Annotated in this window: 11 protein-coding genes; 9 read left to right on the top strand and 2 right to left on the bottom strand. The window is 45.7% G+C overall.

What is annotated here, in order from left to right:
• Positions 1-48: 48 nt before the first annotated feature.
• The 9 genes from NBH01_RS08200 to NBH01_RS08160 all read left to right on the top strand — a co-directional run bounded on the left by NBH01_RS08200 (position 49) and on the right by NBH01_RS08160 (position 17,062).
• Positions 49-3,177, top strand: a complete 3,129-nt coding sequence (locus NBH01_RS08200; RefSeq protein ID WP_008765284.1) for a SusC/RagA family TonB-linked outer membrane protein — start codon at positions 49-51, stop codon at positions 3,175-3,177.
• A 13-nt stretch (positions 3,178-3,190) separates the two neighbouring features.
• Positions 3,191-5,131 carry a RagB/SusD family nutrient uptake outer membrane protein gene (locus NBH01_RS08195; protein ID WP_118337064.1) on the top strand — a complete coding sequence of 647 codons (1,941 nt, stop codon included), beginning with the start codon at positions 3,191-3,193 and terminating at the stop codon, positions 5,129-5,131.
• 29 nt (positions 5,132-5,160) lie between these two features.
• Positions 5,161-6,366: a DUF5000 domain-containing lipoprotein gene (locus tag NBH01_RS08190; RefSeq protein WP_225678818.1), complete on the top strand. Its 1,206-nt coding sequence runs from the start codon at positions 5,161-5,163 to the stop codon at positions 6,364-6,366.
• 39 nt (positions 6,367-6,405) lie between these two features.
• Positions 6,406-7,620 (top strand): DUF4998 domain-containing protein, encoded by a 1,215-nt coding sequence (locus tag NBH01_RS08185; protein WP_225695183.1) that lies wholly within the window; start codon positions 6,406-6,408, stop codon positions 7,618-7,620.
• 243 nt (positions 7,621-7,863) lie between these two features.
• The gene (locus NBH01_RS08180) at positions 7,864-10,779 is read left to right on the top strand and encodes a galactose-binding domain-containing protein (RefSeq protein ID WP_374692583.1); all 2,916 of its coding nucleotides are present in this window, start codon (positions 7,864-7,866) and stop codon (positions 10,777-10,779) included.
• Between the two features lie 6 nt (positions 10,780-10,785).
• On the top strand, positions 10,786-13,065 hold the full coding sequence (locus NBH01_RS08175) for a glycoside hydrolase family 3 N-terminal domain-containing protein (RefSeq protein ID WP_225678814.1): 2,280 nt from the start codon (positions 10,786-10,788) through the stop codon (positions 13,063-13,065).
• Positions 13,062-13,250, top strand: coding sequence for a hypothetical protein (locus NBH01_RS08170; protein WP_008765291.1), 189 nt, complete (start codon positions 13,062-13,064; stop codon positions 13,248-13,250). Before NBH01_RS08175 ends, NBH01_RS08170 begins: the two co-directional genes overlap by 4 nt.
• 29 nt (positions 13,251-13,279) lie before the next feature.
• Positions 13,280-14,824, top strand: coding sequence for a glycoside hydrolase family 43 protein (locus NBH01_RS08165; RefSeq protein ID WP_225678813.1), 1,545 nt, complete (start codon positions 13,280-13,282; stop codon positions 14,822-14,824).
• A gap of 81 nt (positions 14,825-14,905) precedes the next feature.
• The gene (locus NBH01_RS08160) at positions 14,906-17,062 is read left to right on the top strand and encodes an alpha-galactosidase (RefSeq protein WP_221647123.1); all 2,157 of its coding nucleotides are present in this window, start codon (positions 14,906-14,908) and stop codon (positions 17,060-17,062) included.
• Between the two features lie 487 nt (positions 17,063-17,549).
• On the opposite strand, the gene NBH01_RS08155 is transcribed toward NBH01_RS08160, so the two are convergent.
• Both NBH01_RS08155 and NBH01_RS08150 read right to left on the bottom strand, forming a co-directional pair.
• The gene (locus tag NBH01_RS08155; protein ID WP_151209283.1) at positions 17,550-19,103 is read right to left on the bottom strand and encodes a sensor histidine kinase; all 1,554 of its coding nucleotides are present in this window, start codon (positions 19,101-19,103) and stop codon (positions 17,550-17,552) included.
• Positions 19,104-19,229: 126 nt separating this feature from the next.
• A complete protein-coding gene (locus tag NBH01_RS08150; protein WP_008761914.1) occupies positions 19,230-20,243 on the bottom strand; it encodes an aldose epimerase family protein in 1,014 nt (337 codons plus the stop codon).
• Between the last annotated feature and the right edge of the window lie 411 nt (positions 20,244-20,654).

Raw genomic sequence — 20,654 nt, 5'->3', positions numbered from 1 at the left:
GATTTATCCTTAAAAGTGAACTCTAATACTAACTTAAAATTCTGATACATGGAAAAAATCAGGCTTATCTATTTGACTTTGATTTTATTTTGCTGCTGCCAGCTGTCGGCACAGAATAAGACAGTTACCGGACAGGTAACGGCAGCAGGTTCCGAAGAACCGATTATCGGTGCGAGTGTAGTGGTGAGGGGTACTTCCAATGGTACTATCACCGATGTTGATGGAAACTTTTCTCTTTCAGTCCCTGTAGGGAAAGAACTTCAGATTTCTTATATCGGGTATATTACTCAATATGTAAGGGTTCCTAAGAATAATAAGGTGGCTGTAGTGCTGGAAGAAGACAGTAAGGCTCTGGATGAAGTTGTGGTGGTAGCTTTCGGTACACAAAAGAAAGAAAGTATGATCAGCTCCATCGAGACGATCAAACCCGCAGAGCTGAAAGTACCGTCCAGTAACCTGACGACTGCTCTTGCAGGTCGTATGTCCGGTGTGATTGCCTATCAGCGTAGTGGAGAGCCGGGAAAAGATAACGCAGACTTCTTTATCAGAGGTGTCACGACCTTCGGATACAAAAAAGACCCGTTGATTCTGATTGACGGTATCGAAACGACTACTACCGAGCTGGCACGTCTGCAACCGGACGATATTGCCGCATTCTCTATTCTGAAAGATGCTACTGCTACGGCATTATACGGTGCCCGTGGTGCCAATGGTGTTATTCAGGTAGCCACGAAGGAAGGTAAGGAAGGAGCGACTAAAGTGTCTATTCGTGTAGAGAACTCATTCTCTTCCAATACCAAGAATGTGGAACTGGCCGATCCGATCACCTTTATGCAGCTTGCCAATGAAGCGGTCAGAACCAGAAACCCGCTGGCTCCTTTGGCATATTCGCGTGAGAAGATAGACAACACGATCAAAGGTACGAATCCGTATGTCTATCCTGCCAATGACTGGAGAAAACTTTTAGTAAAGGATATGACCGCCAATCAGCGTGTTAACATGAATGTCAGCGGTGGTGGTAAGCTGGCAAGATACTATATTGCAGCTTCTTTTTCCAAAGATAACGGAAACCTGAAGAGCAATTCGATGAATGGTTTCGATAATAACATTAATCTTCGTTCTTATCAGTTGCGTTCGAACATTAATATTAACCTGACAAAGACGACGGAAGCTGTCGTACGTCTTTCCGGTACTTTTGACGACTATCGCGGACCTCTGGACGGAGGAGATGTGATGTATAAGAAGATAGTCCGTTCCAACCCTGTATTGTTTCCTGCCTATTACCCGTCGGATGCACTGCCTACGGCGAAGCACTTGCTGTATGGTAACGCTATCCGTGAGACGGAGGCGAACTATACCAATCCTTATGCCGAACTGACAAAAGGATATAAAGACTACTCCCGTTCTACAATGGATGCACAGTTTGAGTTAAAGCAAGACTTATCCTTTATCACGAAAGGGCTGAACATCCGTGGATTGTATAATACTTCCCGCTACTCTTATTTCGACGTTAACCGTTCGTTCAATCCTTATTATTATAATGTAAGTTCGTATGATAAAAAGACGAATCAATATAATATCGGTCTGCTGAACGAGAAGTCCAATCCGACAGACTATCTGGGATATAGCGAAGGCTGGAAAGATATACAGTCTACCACCTATATAGAAGCTGCTATGCAGTATAATCGTAGTTTCGATATTCACGAAGTCAGTGGCTTGCTGGTATATCAGCAGCGCGAAAAGATCAATGCGAACAGCGGTTCTTTGCAGAAGTCTCTGCCTTACCGTAATCAGGGTTTGTCCGGTCGTTTCACTTATAGTTACGACAGCCGTTATATGGCAGAGCTGAACTTCGGTTACAACGGTTCCGAGCGCTTCTATAAAAACGAACGTTGGGGATTCTTCCCCGCAGCCGGCTTGGCTTGGGTAATCTCTAATGAGAAATTCTGGCGTCCGATGAACAAGGTGATCCCTAAATTGAAACTGAAAGCAACCTACGGTCTGGTAGGTAATGATGCGATTGGAGACGAGAATGACCGTTTCTTCTATCTCTCCGAGGTAGATCCGAATGATTCAGGTAAGGGATATTGGTTTGGAACCAACTTTGACGAAGGAAAACCGGGAGTGACGGTGAAGCGTTACGATAACCGCCTTATCACTTGGGAACGGGCGAAAAAAGCAAACTACGGTTTGGAGCTTACTTTGTTTGATGCCTTGAATATTCAGCTGGACTACTTTACAGAGCATCGTACGAACATTTTGATGGACAGAGCTTCTATCCCGGCTGATATGGGTCTGGCTGCCAAAGTACGTGCCAATGTGGGTGAAGCGAAAGCAAACGGAGTAGACTTGTCAGTGGATTATAATAAGTTCTTCCGCAATGGGTATTGGTTGCAGGCACACGGTAACTTTACCTATGCGCACAGCGAATTTCTGAAATATGAAGAACCCGCCTATAACGAGAAATACAGAAGCCATATCGGTCAATCGTTGAACCAATGGTACGGTCTTATCGCCGAACGTCTCTTTATTGATGAATACGATGTGCAGAACTCCCCGAAACAAACCTTTGGCGAATATGGAGCCGGTGACATCAAATATCGGGATGTGAATGGTGACGGACAGATTACCGATGCCGACATGGTTCCGCTGGGATATCCTACAGTACCCGAAATTGTCTACGGATTCGGTTTCTCATTCGGTAATCAGCGATTTGATATCTCGGCTTTCTTCCAAGGTTCGGCACGTTCTTCCTTCTGGATAGATGCGAAGGCAACTTCTCCGTTCCAGCACATCAATCCTACGGATGACGATCCTTATCATCAGGATATTCCTTTATTGAAAGCTTATGCCAACGACCACTGGTCGGAAAGTAACCGTAACCTGTATGCCATGTGGCCCCGTCTGAGTACGACAGTGATTGAAAATAACGTGAGAACCAGCTCTTGGTTTATGCGTAACGGTGCATTCCTGCGGTTGAAAACGCTGGAAGTAGGCTACACACTGCCGGAAAGCTGGACGAAGAAGGCCTATATATCATCCGCACGTGTTTATTGCAGCGGAAACAATCTGCTCCTCCTTAGCGGATTTAAACTATGGGACATCGAAATGGGAGGTTCCGGACTGGGATATCCTATTCAGAGAGTCATCAATCTGGGTGTACAAATTAACTTCTAAAATCTAGGAAAGCATGAAAAATAGAATGATATACCAAATGAAGAATAAGGTCAGAAACCTGACATACTTCCTTCTGTTGATTGGAGGAACAGCATTGACACAATCCTGCAGCTATCTGGATGTAGTGCCCGATAAGATAGGAACGATTGACAACTCGTTTACAAACCGCAACGAGGCGGAAAAGTATCTGAATACTTGTTACTCATACATTCCGGGCAATGACAGCCCATACAATAATGTCGCTCTGATGGGTGCGGACGAACTCTGGAGTTATTACCCTCTTACTCCGTACAACGATTTTGGTCCTTGGAAGATTGCACTGGGACGTCAGAATGTCAATGATCCTTTATGTAACATGTGGTATGTATATTACCGTGGCATCCGTGATTGCAACATCTTTCTGGAGAACGTATCAGACATGAGCAAAGTAGGAGATTTGACTCCTTCCATGCGGAAGAGATGGCTTGCCGAAGTGAAATTCCTGAAAGCATATTATCATTTCTGTCTGTTCAGAATGTACGGTCCTATCGTGATTGCTGATGACAATCTCCCGATTTCGGCTACTCCGGAAGAAGTGAGAAAGAAACGTGAACCGGTAGATAAGGTAGTGCAGTACATTGTAGATTTGCTGGACGAATGTCTGGAAGATCTTCCGAGAGTGATTTCCAACAAAGGTAGTGAGTTGGGCCGTGTGACGCAGATCGCAAACCTGACTCTGAAAGCCAGACTGCTGGTAACAGCTGCCAGTCCGTTGTTCAATGGCAATAAGGATTATGCAAACTATGTGGATAAGGATGGAGAACATTTGTTTAACTCCACCGAAGATCCGACTAAGTGGGATGCCGCCATTGCCGCGTGCGAAGCCGCCATTGAAGCCAGTCAGGACCCGGAATTAGGATTAGAATTATACTCCTACAAAAGCAACCTGATCCTGTCGGATGAAACCAAATGCCAGCTTAGCATTCGCAACAGCGTAACAGAAAAGTGGAATACAGAACTGATCTGGGGACTTTCTTCACGTTCGGACGCACACTTGCAAAGTCTTTGTATGACTCGTGTCGGAGCTTACCCCAACAATATGTGGGGAGGACAGGAAATGCTGAACCCTACAATGGAAGCTACGAATCTGTACTACACAAAGAACGGTGTCCCAATGGACGAAGATAAAACATGGAATTATGCCGACCGTTTCAAAGTAAAGATGCACACCAACGAGCAACCATACGAACTGGCATCTTATTATGAAACAATACAGATGAACTTTGACAGAGAACCTCGCTTCTATGCCAATATCGGTTTTGACGGTTGCACCTGGTATCAGTATAACTGTCCATCAGACAGTGAAAAAGACATCTGGACAGCGAAGAACCGCGCCGGACAAGCACAGGGAAAACTGGGGACTAACAGCTATACAACCACCGGATACTGGACCAAAAAACTGGTCAGCGTCACTTATGAAGTTACCCAGAGTGGCTATACGACCGAAAGATTCCCTTGGCCGGAAATGCGCCTTACTGACTTATACTTACTCTATGCCGAAGCGCTGAACGAGAAAGACGATGCCAACAACCGTGAACTGGCTATCAGCTACCTGGATCAGATCAGAGCACGTGCCGGTCTGAAAGGAATCAAGGAGTCATGGGACACTTACTCCAAGTATCCCAATAGATACAAGACACAGGAAGGACTTCGTGAAATCATCCAGCGTGAGCGTGCTATCGAACTGATGTTCGAAGGCAGCCGTTTCTGGGATCTCCGTCGATGGAAGACAGCCAATAAGGTATTGAACGAGAAGATCCACGGATGGAACTTTGAAGGTGAAACTCCCGCAGAGTATTATTCGCAGAGAACCCTGTATACATTAAAGTTTATCGCTCCGCGTGATTATTTCTGGCCGATTCATCAGAATGACCTGGTAGTCAACCCGAAATTGGTTCAGAACCCCGGATGGTAATGTATGTCTCATTTTAAAATCAGCAGAATATGATATCACGTAAATTTATAATATGGGCTTGCGGCTTGCTTTTCGTTTTCGGTAGTTGCGCAGAAGATATGGTAAAGCCCATTGAAAACGATAAAGACGCCCCTGGCACTGTTCAGAACGTAAAAACAGAAAGCCTTCCGGGAGCTGTGAAGTTCACTTATACACTGCCTTCCGATCCGGATTTGCTGTATGTGTTGGCCAAGTATACTAATAAAACAGGAAAAGTAATGGAGTTCCGTTCCTCGTTTTACACGAACTCCGTTACGGTAGAAGGTTTTGGCGATACGGATACTTATAAAGTAGAACTGTACACTGTAGACCGTAGCGAGAACCGTTCTCAGCCTCAGATAGTGGAAGTCGCTCCGCTGACTCCTCCTATCCTGTCCTGCTACGAGTCGCTATCGGTGGTTTCTGACTTTGGCGGCATGACCTTCGAGATGGACAATAAGTTCAAGTCCGATCTTGCTATCTACGTCTGTACGCCCGATGAATTAGGCGATATGGTGCTGGCCGAAACATTCTACTCGGCACGTGAAGAGATTGTTTATTCCGTCAGAGGGTATGATGCAGTTCCCCGTCGTTTCGGCATCTTCCTGCAGGATAAATATGGGAATGAGACAGATACGCTGTTCACCGAGCTGACTCCGATCTACGAAAGGGAACTGGATAAGACGAAGTTCAGGGAAATGTATTTGCAGAACGATTCCCGCGTAGATTCGTACGATGGAAAGATGGAATATGTATGGAACGGAAGAATCTCCAAAGATGGTGACAGTGGTGGCGTAGGACTTCACACTGGAACAGGCACGAAAGACGGTCCGGCAGTATTTACCTTCGACCTTGGCGTACTGGCTAAACTGAGCCGCTTTGCACTGTGGGCTATTCAAGACGAGAAGCACTTCTATAACGACATGAGCCCGAGACGCTACGAAGTATGGGGATGCGCTACGGAACCTAACCCCGATGGTAGCTGGGATCAGTGGGTGAAACTATTGGATATGGAGAATGTGAAGCCTTCCGGTTCGCCTATCGGTATCCTGACGGAAGATGATATCGAAGCCGCGAAAATAGGAGATCAGGCAAATGTTCCTCTGGATATGCCGCGTGTACGCTATATCCGTATCAAATGTCTGAAGAATTGGTCTAACAATTACAACATCTGTTTCACGGAACTCACCTTCTGGGGGAATGATAACGAAGAATAATTCAATGAGTGTTAACCGACTGATTAAAGCAGAAAGAATATGAAACAATTTATCAAACATACGCCCTATCTGATGTCACTACTGATGCTGTTGGGGATTACATCTTGCACAAAGATGGACGAATATCTGAAATATACGGATGGAAAGGAAATTCTTTATACGGGTATTCCTGATTCTATCGCCATGTACTCCGGCTACAACCGGGTGGTCTTCCGCGGAGTACTGGCATCCGACCCTAAAATAGCCAAGATAAAGATATACTGGAACTTGAAACAGGACTCTCTGGAACAGGATATCCAGAGAGAAGGGAATGATAATGTGCTGATTATACCGATTCCTCTGGAAGAAGGGACCTATAATTTCGAAATGCATACCTATGATAAAGACGGATTGCATCCTTCGGTTCCTTTCAACCTTACCGGAACGTCATATGGTGACTCCTACAAAGACGGGCTGGTCAACCGCTTGGTGAAGAAGGTAGAAAAGATAGAAGATGATGTAACGATCGACTGGTCGCCGGCAGAACCGACAGCTCTTTATACGATGGTGCATTACACTGATAATTCGGGAAAAGTACAGGAACTGAAGATCGAAAACAGCGAAGAAGAAACCGTCCTGAAGGATTACAAGAGTATGACCAAGTTTGATGTGCAGACTTACTTCCTGCCGGATGAAATGTCGATTGATACCTTTAAAACGGCAGTTGTCTCTTACGGAGTCAGTGAAGACATTACCGACTTGTATCTGAAGAACTACAAACGTCCGTTTGAAGGAAGGGATAAGAATGCGGATAATAAATGGGGAATACTCGTTGACTGGGACTTCACTCCCAATATCCTGAATCAGAGTAATGGAAAAGGCGGTTGGTCCGAAGACTGGGGCAATTATTCCATCCATCTGGAATCGAAAGACTGGGATGGAGAAGGAATCACGAATGGTAAGGTTTATCAAAGTTTTGAGTTGCCGGCCGGAAATTATCAATTGGAGTGTGAACTCGAAGGGGGTAGTAACGGAATGAACGGATATCTGGCAGCCAGCCGCGGCAGCGTATTGCCGGACATTGACCGATTGAAAGAAGAAGCATTGGGATATAGCCAGTACGGTGACTCCAATATGGGCGGAAAGCATACCCTGACCTTCTCTTTGGCGGAACCTGCTACTGTTTCGGTAGGCTGGGTAGTCACCTTCGGATCGTCTACTTGGATGAAAGTGCTCTATATCAAGCTGATGAATATAGCGGATATAGCCGAATAATTCGGTTCTTATAAGTGCTTGGAATAGTGGATATACACCATATATGCCCTGCATGCAGGGCATATAGATCCAACGCGCAGGACATATATACGCTACGAGTTGGACATATAGATCCAACAACCAGGATATATATGCGCTGCAAACGACATAATTACGATAAGAAAATAAATAATAATACTATAATCAATAATGTGTATGAAGTTTATAAAGAAAAAAGGTAAATCGCTGGGTATCGGACTTGCAATGGTTGGTTCATTGTTGGTGTCTTCTTTGCAAGCAGGCCCCGTTTATCTGCATAGTGGTGAATCGATTGTTTCCTGGAAGTTAAAGCCGGAGGCGGAAGTCGGAACAAATGTTCCGGCTCTGCTGAACGCAGGTTATGACACATCATCATGGGTGGACGCTGTTGTACCGGGCACTGCTTTTACTTCTTACGTAACGGCAGGACTGGAAAAGGACCCTAACTTTGGGGATAATATTCACAACGTAGACCGTGCAAAGTATGACCGCAGTTTCTGGTATCGTACAGAGTTTAAAGTGCCTGCCGACTTTGATAAAGCGCTGACATGGCTCAACTTCAACGGAGTGAACCGTAAAGCGGAAATCTACCTGAACGGACACCTGCTGGGGATACTCGATGGATTTATGCACAGAGGACGTTTCAATATCACGGAAATGGTGAAGAAAGATCAGCCGAACGTACTGGCAGTATTGGTTCACATGCCGCAAACCCCGTTGGCAAACTACGGCAGTCCTACTTACTTGTCGAGTGGTGGCTGGGACTGGATGCCTTATGTGCCGGGACTGAATATGGGTATCACGGATAAGGTTTATCTCAGCAACACCGGTACGGCAACGATCATCGATCCTTGGATTCGTACAGACTTACCATTGCCCAGCCGCACACGCGCCGATCTGTCGGTGGCGCTGGAAGTGAAAAACAGTTCTGACAAACCATCTAAAGTCGTGGTGAATGGTACGATCACCCCCGGTGATGTGAAGTTCACCAAAGAAGTAGATATTAATCCGGGTGCGACTTCGGAAGTGAAGTTCGACAAACGGTATTATCCGCAACTGGTGATCAACTCGCCGAAACTGTGGTGGCCCAACGGATATGGTGAACCCAACCTGTATACCTGTAAACTGGAAGTATCCGTAGACGGGAAAGTCTCCGAAACTAAAGACGTCACCTTCGGTATCAAGGAGTATAGCTATGACACAAACAACAACACCCTGCATCTGCACATCAACGGTGTACCTGTATTTGTGAAAGGAGCTAACTGGGGAATGTCGGAATATATGCTGAGATGCCGTGGTGAAGAGTATGACACCAAGCTACGTTTCCATCACGAAATGAATTTCAACATGATTCGTAACTGGCTTGGCTCTACTACCGATGACGAGTTTTACGAAATGTGTGATAAATATGGTCTGATGGTATGGGATGACTTCTGGATTAACTCTAATCCCAATCTTCCTTACGATTTGAATGCGTTCAATAACAATATGATAGAGAAAATCAAACGTGTCCGTAATCATCCGTCTTTGGCCGTATGGTGTGGTGATAATGAGTCGAACCCGCAGCCCCCGCTGGAAGGCTGGATGGCAGAGAATATCAAAACCTTTGATGGTGGCGACCGCTATTTCCAACCGAACTCACATGCCGGCAACCTGACAGGTAGCGGTCCTTGGGGAGCATTCGATCCTCGATTCTATTTCACTGAATATCCTGACGGACTGGAAGGTGATCCGGAGCGTGGCTGGGGATTCCGTACAGAAATAGGTACGGCTGTAGTTCCTACTTTTGAAAGTTTCAAGAAGTTTATGCCGGAGAAAGACTGGTGGCCCCGTAATAAGATGTGGGATTTGCACTACTTCGGTCAGTCTGCTTTCAATGCCGCACCGGACAGATATGACGCTTCTCTTGCCAAAGGTTTTGGCGCCCCTTCTGGAATCGAGGACTATTGCCGTAAAGCGCAGCTTATCAATATCGAATCGAACAAAGCTATGTATGAAGGCTGGCTGGACCGTATGTGGGACGACGCTTCCGGTATCATGACCTGGATGGGGCAATCGGCTTACCCCTCTATGGTATGGCAGACTTATGATTACTATTATGATCTTACAGGCGCTTACTGGGGAACGAAGTCCGCGTGCGAACCGTTGCATATCCTCTGGAATCCGGTGACGGACGCAGTGAAGGTGGCCAATACTACCGCAGAAAACTATCAGGATTTGAAAGCGGAAGTGACAGTCTACAATATGGACGGAAAAGCGGTTCCGGCTTATAGCAAATCCTCTGTTGTTCATTCAGCGTCCAATAGTACGCTGGAGTGTTTTACCATCGACTTTAATAAGGAAAGACCGAACCTGGGATTGAATCAGAAAGTAGTTGTTTCCTCTACTTCCGAAGGCGACCCGTCAATGGCTGTGGATGGAAAGAAAGATACCCGCTGGTCAAGTGCCTACCGTGATAACGAGTGGATATATGTTGATTTGGGCAAGGTACAGCCCGTTGGCGGTGTCCGTCTTGACTGGGAAGCATCTTATGGAAAGGAATACAAGATTCAGGTATCGAATGACGCCCAGCAGTGGGAAGAGGCTTACAGCACGAAAAATGGAATCGGTGGTGTGGAGCTGATTACTTTCCCCGAAAAGGATGCACGTTATGTACGTATGTTCGGCTTCAAGAGAGGCTGGTGGTACGGATATTCTCTGTGGAGCTTCGATGTGCTGGGAGGAACCGGTAAGAGCGAAGGTTTGAGCGATGTACATTTCATCCGTCTGAAACTGACGGATAAGAACGGTAAGCTGATTTCGGAAAATAACTACTGGAGAGGAAATGACCGCAGAGACTTCACTGCTCTGAACCAACTTCCGAAGGCCGAACTGAAAGTTTCTTCCAAAATGGAACAGAAGGGAGAGAAAGCGGAAATCCGTGCAACAATCGGACTGCCTAAGTCTGCCAAGAGTGTAGCTTTTGCTGTACACGTACAGGCTGTACGCACGGTTGACGGTGAACGTATTCTTCCGGCTATCATGAATGATAATTATTTTACGCTGATGCCGGGTGAAAATAAAGAGATTACTATTAACTTTGACAAGTCTTTGTTGAAAGGCGGTTCTTACAAATTACTGGTTACACCTTATAATAACTAACTTGCTATGACACTGAGAAATATAACTTGTGCTGTAACTTTATGCCTGCTTACCCTTTCGGGACAGGCTGTCGGAAAGACGGAGGTACCACCTTATAAGAATAAATCACTTTCCATCGAGAAGCGTGTAGACGACCTGATGGGACGGATGACACTGCGTGAAAAGGTTCTGCAATTGCAGAACCGGGGCGCAGGCCGTCTGGACGAGATAGACCGTATATTCAACGGTGAGAGTTATGGCTGTACCCACGAAATGGGTACGACTGCCGCCGAGTGTGCTGCCATGTACAAAGAACTGCAACAGTACATGCTGACGAAAACAAGGCTCGGAATCCCCATTATTACTTCTGCCGAAGGCATTCAGGGAATCCTGCAAAATAATTGTACGCTGTTTCCGCACGCTTTGGCACAGGGGAGTACCTTTAATCCTGCTCTGATCCAGCGCATGACCGAAGCTGCGGGAGAGGAAGCCAAAGTAATTGGTATCCATCAGATTCTCTCGCCCGTACTGGACATTGCCCGTGAACTTCGCTGGGGACGTGTAGAAGAGACCTTTGGTGAAGACCCTTACCTTATTTCCGAAATGGGTATCGCCTTTATCAATGGATATCAGAAAAACCGCATCACCTGTATGCCGAAGCATTTTGTAGCGCACGGCACTCCCTCCGGCGGATTGAACTGTGCGCAGGTCAGCGGGGGTGAACGGGAACTGAGAAGCTTGTATCTCTATCCGTTCCGTCGTGTCATCAAGGAGACGAATCCGTTGGCATTGATGACTTGTTATAGTGCTTATGATGGAGTAGCCATCACAGGTTCTCCTTATTACATGACAGATATTCTTCGTGGTGAGCTCGGTTTCAAGGGGTATGTTTATTCCGACTGGGGATCGGTGGACCGCCTTAAAACCTTTCATGCTATCACGCCCGAAACCGATGAGGCCGGACGCCTGGCATTGGAAGCCGGGGTAGACTTGAACATCGACTCTGCTTATGATAACTTCGAACGGATGGTACAGGAAGGCCGTCTGGATATAAAATACATTGACCTTGCCGTTCGCCGTATCCTGACGGTTAAGTTTCAGTTAGGGCTGTTTGATGCGCCTTATGGTGATCCGAAGGCAGTGAGTAAAGTTGTCCGCAGTGCGGAGAAAGTAGCTTTGGCCAAGGAAATAGCTGACGAGAGCGCTATTCTGCTTGAGAATAAGAATCAGATTCTTCCTTTGGATTTGGCTAAGTATAAGTCAATAGCCGTAGTAGGTCCGAACAGTAATCAGACGATATACGGAGATTATGCCTGGACTACCAGAGATACCAAAGAAGGTGTCACTTTGCTTCAGGGATTAAAGGAGGTATTAGGAAATAAAGTAACGGTTCGCCATGCCGAAGGATGTGACTGGTGGAGTAGTAAAAAGGATAAGATAGCGGAAGCGGTGGAAGCCGTTCGCGGCAGTGATCTGGCAATCGTTGCCGTCGGAACACGCAGTACCTATCTGGGCAGAAGTCCGAAATATTCCACTACCGGAGAAGGATTCGACCTCTCTTCGCTGGAACTTCCCGGAGTACAGGAAGAACTGTTGCAGGAAATCAAGAAAACCGGAAAACCGATGGTTGTCGTATTGATAGCCGGCAAACCATTGGCTATGCCTTGGGTAAAAGAGAATGCCGACGCACTGTTGGTACAATGGTATGGCGGCGAACAGCAGGGACGTTCGTTGGCGGATATCCTCGTAGGGAAGGTCAATCCGTCGGGACGACTGAATGTATCTTTCCCGCGTAGCACAGGCAATACTCCTTGCTTCTACAATCATTTTATCACAGACCGTAATGAACCGTTCGACCAGCCGGGCAGTCCCGAAGAACCGAAAGGACATTATATCTTTGACGCCCCCGACCCGTTATGGAGCTTTGGCAGCGGACAGAGTTACACTACTTTTGAATATGTGGATTGTGCGTTGAGTGATTCTGTATTGACCGACAAGGATCAACTGACGGTAACGGTAAAAGTGAAGAACACCGGCAAGATGGATGGCAAAGAGGTAGTGCAACTGTATGTACGCGACCGTTTCAGTTCCGTGGCTACTCCTATCCGCCAGCTGAAAGCATTCAGGAAAGACCTGATCAAAGCCGGTGCAACAAACACTCTCACACTGAAACTTCCCATCTCGGAGCTGGCACTTTGGAATGCCCGTATGCAGGAAGTGGTGGAACCGGGAGAGTTTGAGATTCAGATAGGAAGTGCCGCTGACAATATCCACTTCACGAAGGTGATAACTGTGAAGGGAAAATGACACCGAACGACAAAAAACGAAGAGGTCTGTTTCTGACGATAGGGTTGTTTATACTGCCGATTCAGCTGGTCATTAATCATTTCTATGGCGGGATTACGGTGAAATCTTTCATCGTGATACTGGTTGGCTGGCTGATCAGTATAGGCATGTTGTTTCTGGTCTTTCGTTCGGCATGTAGAAGATGAAGCTCGAGTATATACTTAAAACAATGATTATGAATACAAAAATCCTTTGCGTATGGATAGCGCTTCTGACTTGTCAGATAGCGGGTGCACAAACAAAGAATGTGACATGGGGAGATCAGGGAAACGGCACGTATATCAATCCGATATTGAATGCGGACTATTCCGATCCGGATGTCATCAGGGTAGGTGATAAGTATTATATGGTAAATTCGGACTTTCATTATATGGGCATGCCGGTGCTGGAATCCGATGATATGATTAACTGGAAGATTATCAGTCAGGTGTACCGGCGTCTGGATTTTCCGGACTGGGATACGAACGGAAATTATGGAGGAGGCTCATGGGCCCCCTCTATCCGTCATCATGACGGGAAGTTCTGGATTTACTTCTGTACTCCCCGTGAAGGGTTGATGATGAGTACGGCTACCGATCCTCACGGCCCTTGGTCACCCTTGCATTGTGTGAAACGGATTGGCGGATGGGAAGACCCTTGCCCGATATGGGATGACAATGGTCAGGCTTATCTGGGACGGAGCCAGTTGGGAGCCGGACCTATCATCTTGCATAAGATGAGTGCCGACGGGAGGACCTTGGAAGATGACGGACAGGTGATCTATACCGGTCCGGTGGCAGAAGGTACCAAGTTTCACAAGCGGGACGGATATTACTATATCAGTATTCCCGAAGGCGGAGTAGGTGAGGGATGGCAGACAATTCTGCGTTCGAAAAACATCTACGGTCCTTACGAGAAGAAAGTGGTACTGGAAAAAGGTTCTACCAATGTCAACGGGCCTCACCAAGGTGCACTGGTAGATACTCCCGAAGGTGAGTGGTGGTTCTATCACTTCCAGTTGACGGAACCGCTGGGAAGAGTCGTGCATCTGCAACCTGCACACTGGAAAGACGGATGGCCTGTGATTGGGGTGGACATCGATATGAACGGCATAGGCGAACCGGTAAAAGTCTGGACAAAGCCGAATACCGGAAAGAAAGTGCCTGTAAGCTTCCCGCAGGGAGGCGATTCTTTTGATTCGCCCGAGCTGAACTTGCAGTGGCAGTTCAACCATAATCCTTCTGACGCCGACTGGAACCTGACGGAACGAAAAGGATGGTTACTGTTGAAAGCTCTGAAAGCGGATCATCTTCGGGCATCACGCAATATGCTGACACAGAAGTGTATCGGATACGAGGGGACGGTTACGACAGAAATGGATATGAGTTCTTGGGCCGAGGGACAACGTGCCGGACTATTCTGTATAGGCAATTTGTTTAATGGCATTGGAGTACTCAAAGAGAATGGCAAGAACTATCTGTATCTGGAAAATAATGGTAATGTGGAGAAAGTAAAGCCGGTAAGCGGTAAGAAGATTTATTTCAGAGCAACGATGAATGCACGTACCAACCAGCATCAGTTGTACTATAGCACGGACAATAAGAACTTTACTCCCTGCGGAGAGCCTTATTCGCTGAGATTCGGTGACTGGAAAGGTGCCCGTGTCGGTCTGTACTCATACAATACGCTTCGTGACGGAGGAAATGCTTTCTTCAACTGGTTCACTTACGACTTTAACTGATTCAGTTCGTTCACAACTTTAATTGATTCAGCCATCCATAACTTTAACGACTTGATTTATAAACCTTATTAAATGTATATCATGAAAGTGAGAATCCTTTTTTTAATCTGTTTCCTTTGTATCACCTGTCTTCTGAACGCGGCGGACAAGCCTGTCATTCAGATTCATACGGATAACAGTAGTCTGATCTTCCACGTAGCCGACAACGGGCGGTTATACCAAAGCTATCTGGGCAAAAAGCTGAACCATGAGACCGATATTTCTCATCTTCCACAAGGGACGGAAGCCTATATCACCCACGGTATGGAAGACTACTTTGAACCTGCCATTCATATCCTTCACAATGACGGCAATCCGTCACTTCTGTTGAAGTATGTCTCTCATGAGACGAAAGCGGTGTCGCAAGGAGTTAACGAAACCATTATCACCTTGGGAGATGATAAATATCCGGTTACGGTAAAGCTGCATTACGTCACTTATCCTGCCGAGGATATCATTAAAACCTATACGGAAATCAGCCATAAGGAGAAGAAGCCCGTAGTGCTTCACCAATATGCTTCTAGTATGCTTCATCTGAATCGTGCTAAGTATTATCTGACTGAATTTTCGGGTGACTGGGCACACGAAGCCAATATTTCCGACCAGCCGTTGGAGTTTGGTAAAAAAGTACTCGATACCAAACTGGGCGCCCGTGCCAACATGTTTACCCCTCCGTTCTTCCAGCTTTCTCTGGACCAGCTGGCTACGGAGAATTGTGGTGAAGTGCTGGTAGGTACATTGGGATGGACCGGCAATTTCCGCTTTACTTTCGAAGTGGACAACAAGAACGAATTGCGTATCATTTCGGGTATCAACCCTTATGCCTCTGAATATTATCTTCCGGCAGGTGTCGTGTTCCGTACTCCCGATTTCTATTTTACCTATAGTGCAAATGGTAAGGGCAAAGCCAGCCGTAATTTCCACGATTGGGCACGCCGTTATCAGTTGAAGGACGGAGATGAAACCCGTATGACCCTGTTAAATAACTGGGAAGCGACTTATTTCGATTTTAATGAGGAGAAACTGATAGGACTGATTGGCGATGCCGCAGGGCTCGGAGTGGATATGTTCTTGCTGGACGACGGCTGGTTTGCCAATAAATATCCGCGCAGCAGCGATCATCAAGGCTTGGGAGACTGGGACGAAACGGCAGATAAACTGCCCAACGGTATCGGGCGTCTGGTCGAAGAAGCCACTAAGAAGGGCATCAAGTTCGGTCTGTGGATAGAACCGGAAATGGTGAATCCGAAGAGTGAGCTTTACGAGAAACATAAAGACTGGGTCATCCATCTTCCCAATCGGGATGAATATTACTTCCGTAATCAGTTGGTACTTGACCTGAGCAATCCGAAAGTGCAGGACTTCGTCTTTGGAGTAGTGGATAATTTGATGACTAAATATCCCGGTATCGCTTTCTTCAAATGGGATTGCAATAGTCCGATCACTAATATCTACTCTTCTTATCTGAAGGAAAAACAGTCGCACTTGTACATCGACTATGTTCGCGGTCTGTATAATGTATTGGAACGTATTAAAACGAAGTACCCTGATCTGCCGATGATGCTTTGTTCGGGCGGTAGCGGGCGTATCGACTATGAAGCGCTCAGATACTTCACCGAGTTCTGGCCGAGTGATAACACGGACCCTATCGAACGTCTGTTTATCCAATGGGGATACTCTCAGCTTTTCCCGGCAAAAACTCTTTGTGCACATGTCACTACGTGGAATCATGATGCAAGTATCAAATTCCGTACAGACGTAGCAATGATGGGCAAACTTGGTTTTGATATCAAATTGTCGGACCTCAATGATAATGAGAAGAAGTTCTGCCGTGATGCGGTCACCAACTACAATCATCTTAAACCGGTGGTGCTCGAAGGAGACATGTATCGGCTGGTATCTCCTTATAGCGGAAACCATACTTCCACCCAATATGTGGGGAAAGATAAGAAGGGAGCTGTTGTCTTTGCATTCGATATTTACCCCCGTTATGGTGAGAAACTGTTGCCTGTCCGTCTGCAAGGACTGGACGCCGACCGCCAATATCGGGTGAAGGAAATTAATCTGATGCCGGGCGCTAATTCTTCTCTGCAAGGAAACGGTGAGTTATTCTCTGGTGAATATCTGATGACGGTAGGACTGAATATATTTACAGGTCAGCGTCTGAACAGCAGAGTTATAGAAGTAGTTGCTGAATGACAGGACCGATGGAAATCCGTTAATCACTTGACAAACGCCTTTTATTGTTGTATATTTGTAGTTCCAAACCTGAACTGAATAATATAAGAACGATAAATAAAATGAGAAAATTAGTGTGGAATCATTGGCTGCGGTGGTATAATATAGTAACAAATAGTGCTTATCTCTCTGACGTATAGCCGAGGATAGGATGCTCCGATATAGGAAAAGGCTGCGAACTTTATGAGTTTTGCAGCCTTTTTTGTATTATAAATTCAATCCTGATTCTACAAATTCCTATTTTAAAGTTTATAATAAACGAGGGGGACGTTTATAATAAACGATCACAGTATTTATTATAAATCCGGTTGCCGTTTATGCAGTATTCTGTTGCTATTTTTGTATAGTTAGAATGTGCGTTCTCCGATTATAGCTAATTACGATAATTATAGTTGACAAGGGTTGCGGGTAATCTAACCATACAAAGCTCTTGAATACCTTACGTTACTTATGCGTGAAGTTCCAGTATAAACCGGCATCCCTTGGTGTAGCTTGTGTCCAATGTCAGACTGCCATTCATTTTGGTGGCGATGAGTGAGCAGATAGGTAATCCCAAGCCATCACCTGTAGTCAGGTCTTTGACCTGGGTGAAGGGTTTGAAGAGATTTTCCTGTTGCTCTGCCGGGATACCTGTTCCCGTATCGGTTATGATGAACTGATGGGTGTGTGCCCCCCGTTTCTTGAAGTCGAGGCTGATCCGTCCCTGCTCCGTATAGAAAGCGGCATTTTTCAGCAAGTAGAGCAGGATACGTTCCAGTTGTTCTTTATTTGTTTTTACTTGGAGTTTGGGGGCGTTTACAGAAGGGGTGACGTCCGGCTTTATAAATTCTTTCGCCTTCTCCATGACACTTTCACAGAAAGTACCCGCATTGACTTCTCCCATTTCATAAGGTTCGGTCAGTGAGTTCTCCAGGGAGGAAAGCTCTTGAATATTGTCGCTGAATTGCTTCAGGGCTGCTACTTGTGCCTGCATCTGCTCTGCGCACCTTGGAGCTTGGGCGGAGAGCTCTTTGGCGGAAGTCCCTAAAGTGTTCAGAGTCGGTTCCATTTGTGAGGATATGTTTCGGATGAACTTTGTTTTCAGTTCGTTGTGCTCGTTAGCTATGACCACGCTCTTTTTGAGTTTGCGGTTGCCGGTGATAAATTTCAGCAGTAAGATGGCAAGTACAATGATTGCGGCTACAAGGATAGCTACAAGCGTACAAAGTCCTATGATGATGTATTGCTTGGCGGATAGTGTACTGTCTTTGTCCTGTATGGTCTGCAGGCTTTCGTCATATTTTCGTTTCAGGACATTCAGCTCATCTTGGGCAGTCAGGGCTTTTACCGAGTCTGTCCATACAATATAGTTTTCGTACGTGCGTTCCATCAACGGAGCATTGTTGGCTTTGCGGGCGATGCCGATAAGAGTCTTGTAGCAGTCACTCACTTTATCGTAGTCCTTCTTTTCCTTGTATTGGCTGATGAGTTTGCGGAAACAGGCGTCTCCTTGCGTATTCTGATTGAAAGTATAGTAATAGTTGGCTTTCGTATAGAGCAGCACTTCCATTAAAGAATCATTTTTGGCGAGACTGGCAATCTCTTCCAATTTGTCCAGCTGGTTTTTTGCCTGTGCAGGATTCTTCAGTGAAATGTACATCTGCAACCGTTCCTTGCTGATGGGAAAGCGTAAGTCATAAAAGACTTTGTTTTGCTTCTGTTCGCCTGTCCAGATGAGTTGTTCCATATTACGGCATAATTCGAAACCTTCTTTGTAGAAGTTTTCTCTGACATATAGAGCATTGGCTTGAATACCACATTCTATAGCTTGTGGATAGTTCTCTCGCACGGCAAATGCTTCATACGCTTTCTTAAACAGGTAACGGGCTTTGATGTAATCTTTCTGCTTCAGGCTGCTTAAAGCCTGTTCTTTTAGTTCTGTGGCTTTATCCTGAGGTGCTTGTGCATAAACTGACAGATAAAAACAAAATGTGATTAAAAGAGTTACAATGGACGTTTTCATACTATTGCTTTTATTATTTACTACAAATGTAAAACAAATATATGAATAAAAAAGATATAGCCAGTAAAAAAAATATCGCTGTTTATACGAAGCTAAGCGGGAACAATATGTAGAATACTTAAAAAATCATTTGTCGAATGTATAAATAGTTCTGTGGCGATACTCTTCCCCCGGCATGAGCAGGCAGGACGGAAAATGCGGATGCGAAGGGGTATCCGGAAAGTATTGTGTCTCCAGACATACACCGATATCCGGTGTGGGAGCGAGATAGCCGGCGGTATATAATAAGACACCGGGTAAGTCAGTCCTGACAGTCAGCCTTCTGCCGGAGAAAGGGTCGGATAATACGGCGGCTGTCAATAACGTGTCGGACGACTCTTCTTTCAGGATATAGCAATGATTGTATCCCTTGTTCCAGTGCAACTGCTCGTTATCGTCGTAAAGATGTGCTCCGATGCTGCGACTGGTGCTGAAATCAAACGGACTGTCTTTGACATCCTGTGCCTGTCCGGTAGGAATAAATTGTGAGGTTGTCTCTAATATTCGTGCAGCAGGTATCATAAGCTCATGCTCCGTTATTTTTCGTTTGTCGCCGGACAGGTTGAAGTAAGCATGATTGGTGAGATTCAGATAAGTAGGGCGGTCTGTGGTTCCGTGATAGCTGATTGTCAGTTCGTTGGTTTCCGTGAATTGATATTCCACTTCCGCCTGTACATTTCCCGGATATCCTCCTTCCATGTCCGGAGAGTGGAGAAGGAAACGGATGCCGGAATCTGTCCGTTTCCATTGCCATATCTTCTTGTGAAAGCCGGATAGTCCGCCGTGATTGGTGTTCTCTCCGTCGTTTTTCTCCAGCAGATAGGTAGTGCCTTCGATAGAAAAGGATGCCTGATGAATGCGGTTGGCAAACCGGCCGACAGTGGCTCCCATATAATAGGTGTCTTTGAGATATCCTTCTGCATGGTCATATCCCAGCAGAATGTTTTCAAAGACGTCGTATCGGTTCGGCATATTGGCCGAAACCCAGGTGGCTCCCAGGTTTGTAAGCTCGATGGAGGCTCCGGTAGCATTGGTCAACCGGAACAGATAGATGGAATCTCCCGATGGAGTACATCCCCAATGTGTAATTGTAAACTGCATAATCTGCTTATTTTATATGAATCTTTTGCTTTGCAAAGGAAAGCAAAATCAAAGAATCAGAAAATAGAGAAAATCAGTTTAAAGATGGACAATTATAAGAATTGTGTCTGTGTTTTTCTATCGAAAGGAAATGGGGATGTGCTCTCTCAACGGAATGCCGGAAGGTGTGTTAAAAATCGGTAGTATCTTAAATCTCCTCCTTCGGGAAGGAGGAGTACCCGCAGGGGGAGGTGGTAGGTGAATACGCAATTCTTTCATTCATAGTAAATTATAGACAACTCCATTTTAGTTACTATTGACTTTTGACACATTTACATTTGCAGTATTAAATATCACAACAAAATATAAGTGTATATTTGAAAAGTAGAGTTGCAGTGAACTAACTTTGACACTAGTCTTAAATGACTATAG

This window comes from Bacteroides sp. B1-V-101, assembly GCF_023656585.1.
GTDB lineage: Bacteria > Bacteroidota > Bacteroidia > Bacteroidales > Bacteroidaceae > Bacteroides > Bacteroides thetaiotaomicron.
Note: the sequence above shows the minus strand (reverse complement) of the source record. Positions and strands in the feature narration are given on the sequence as shown.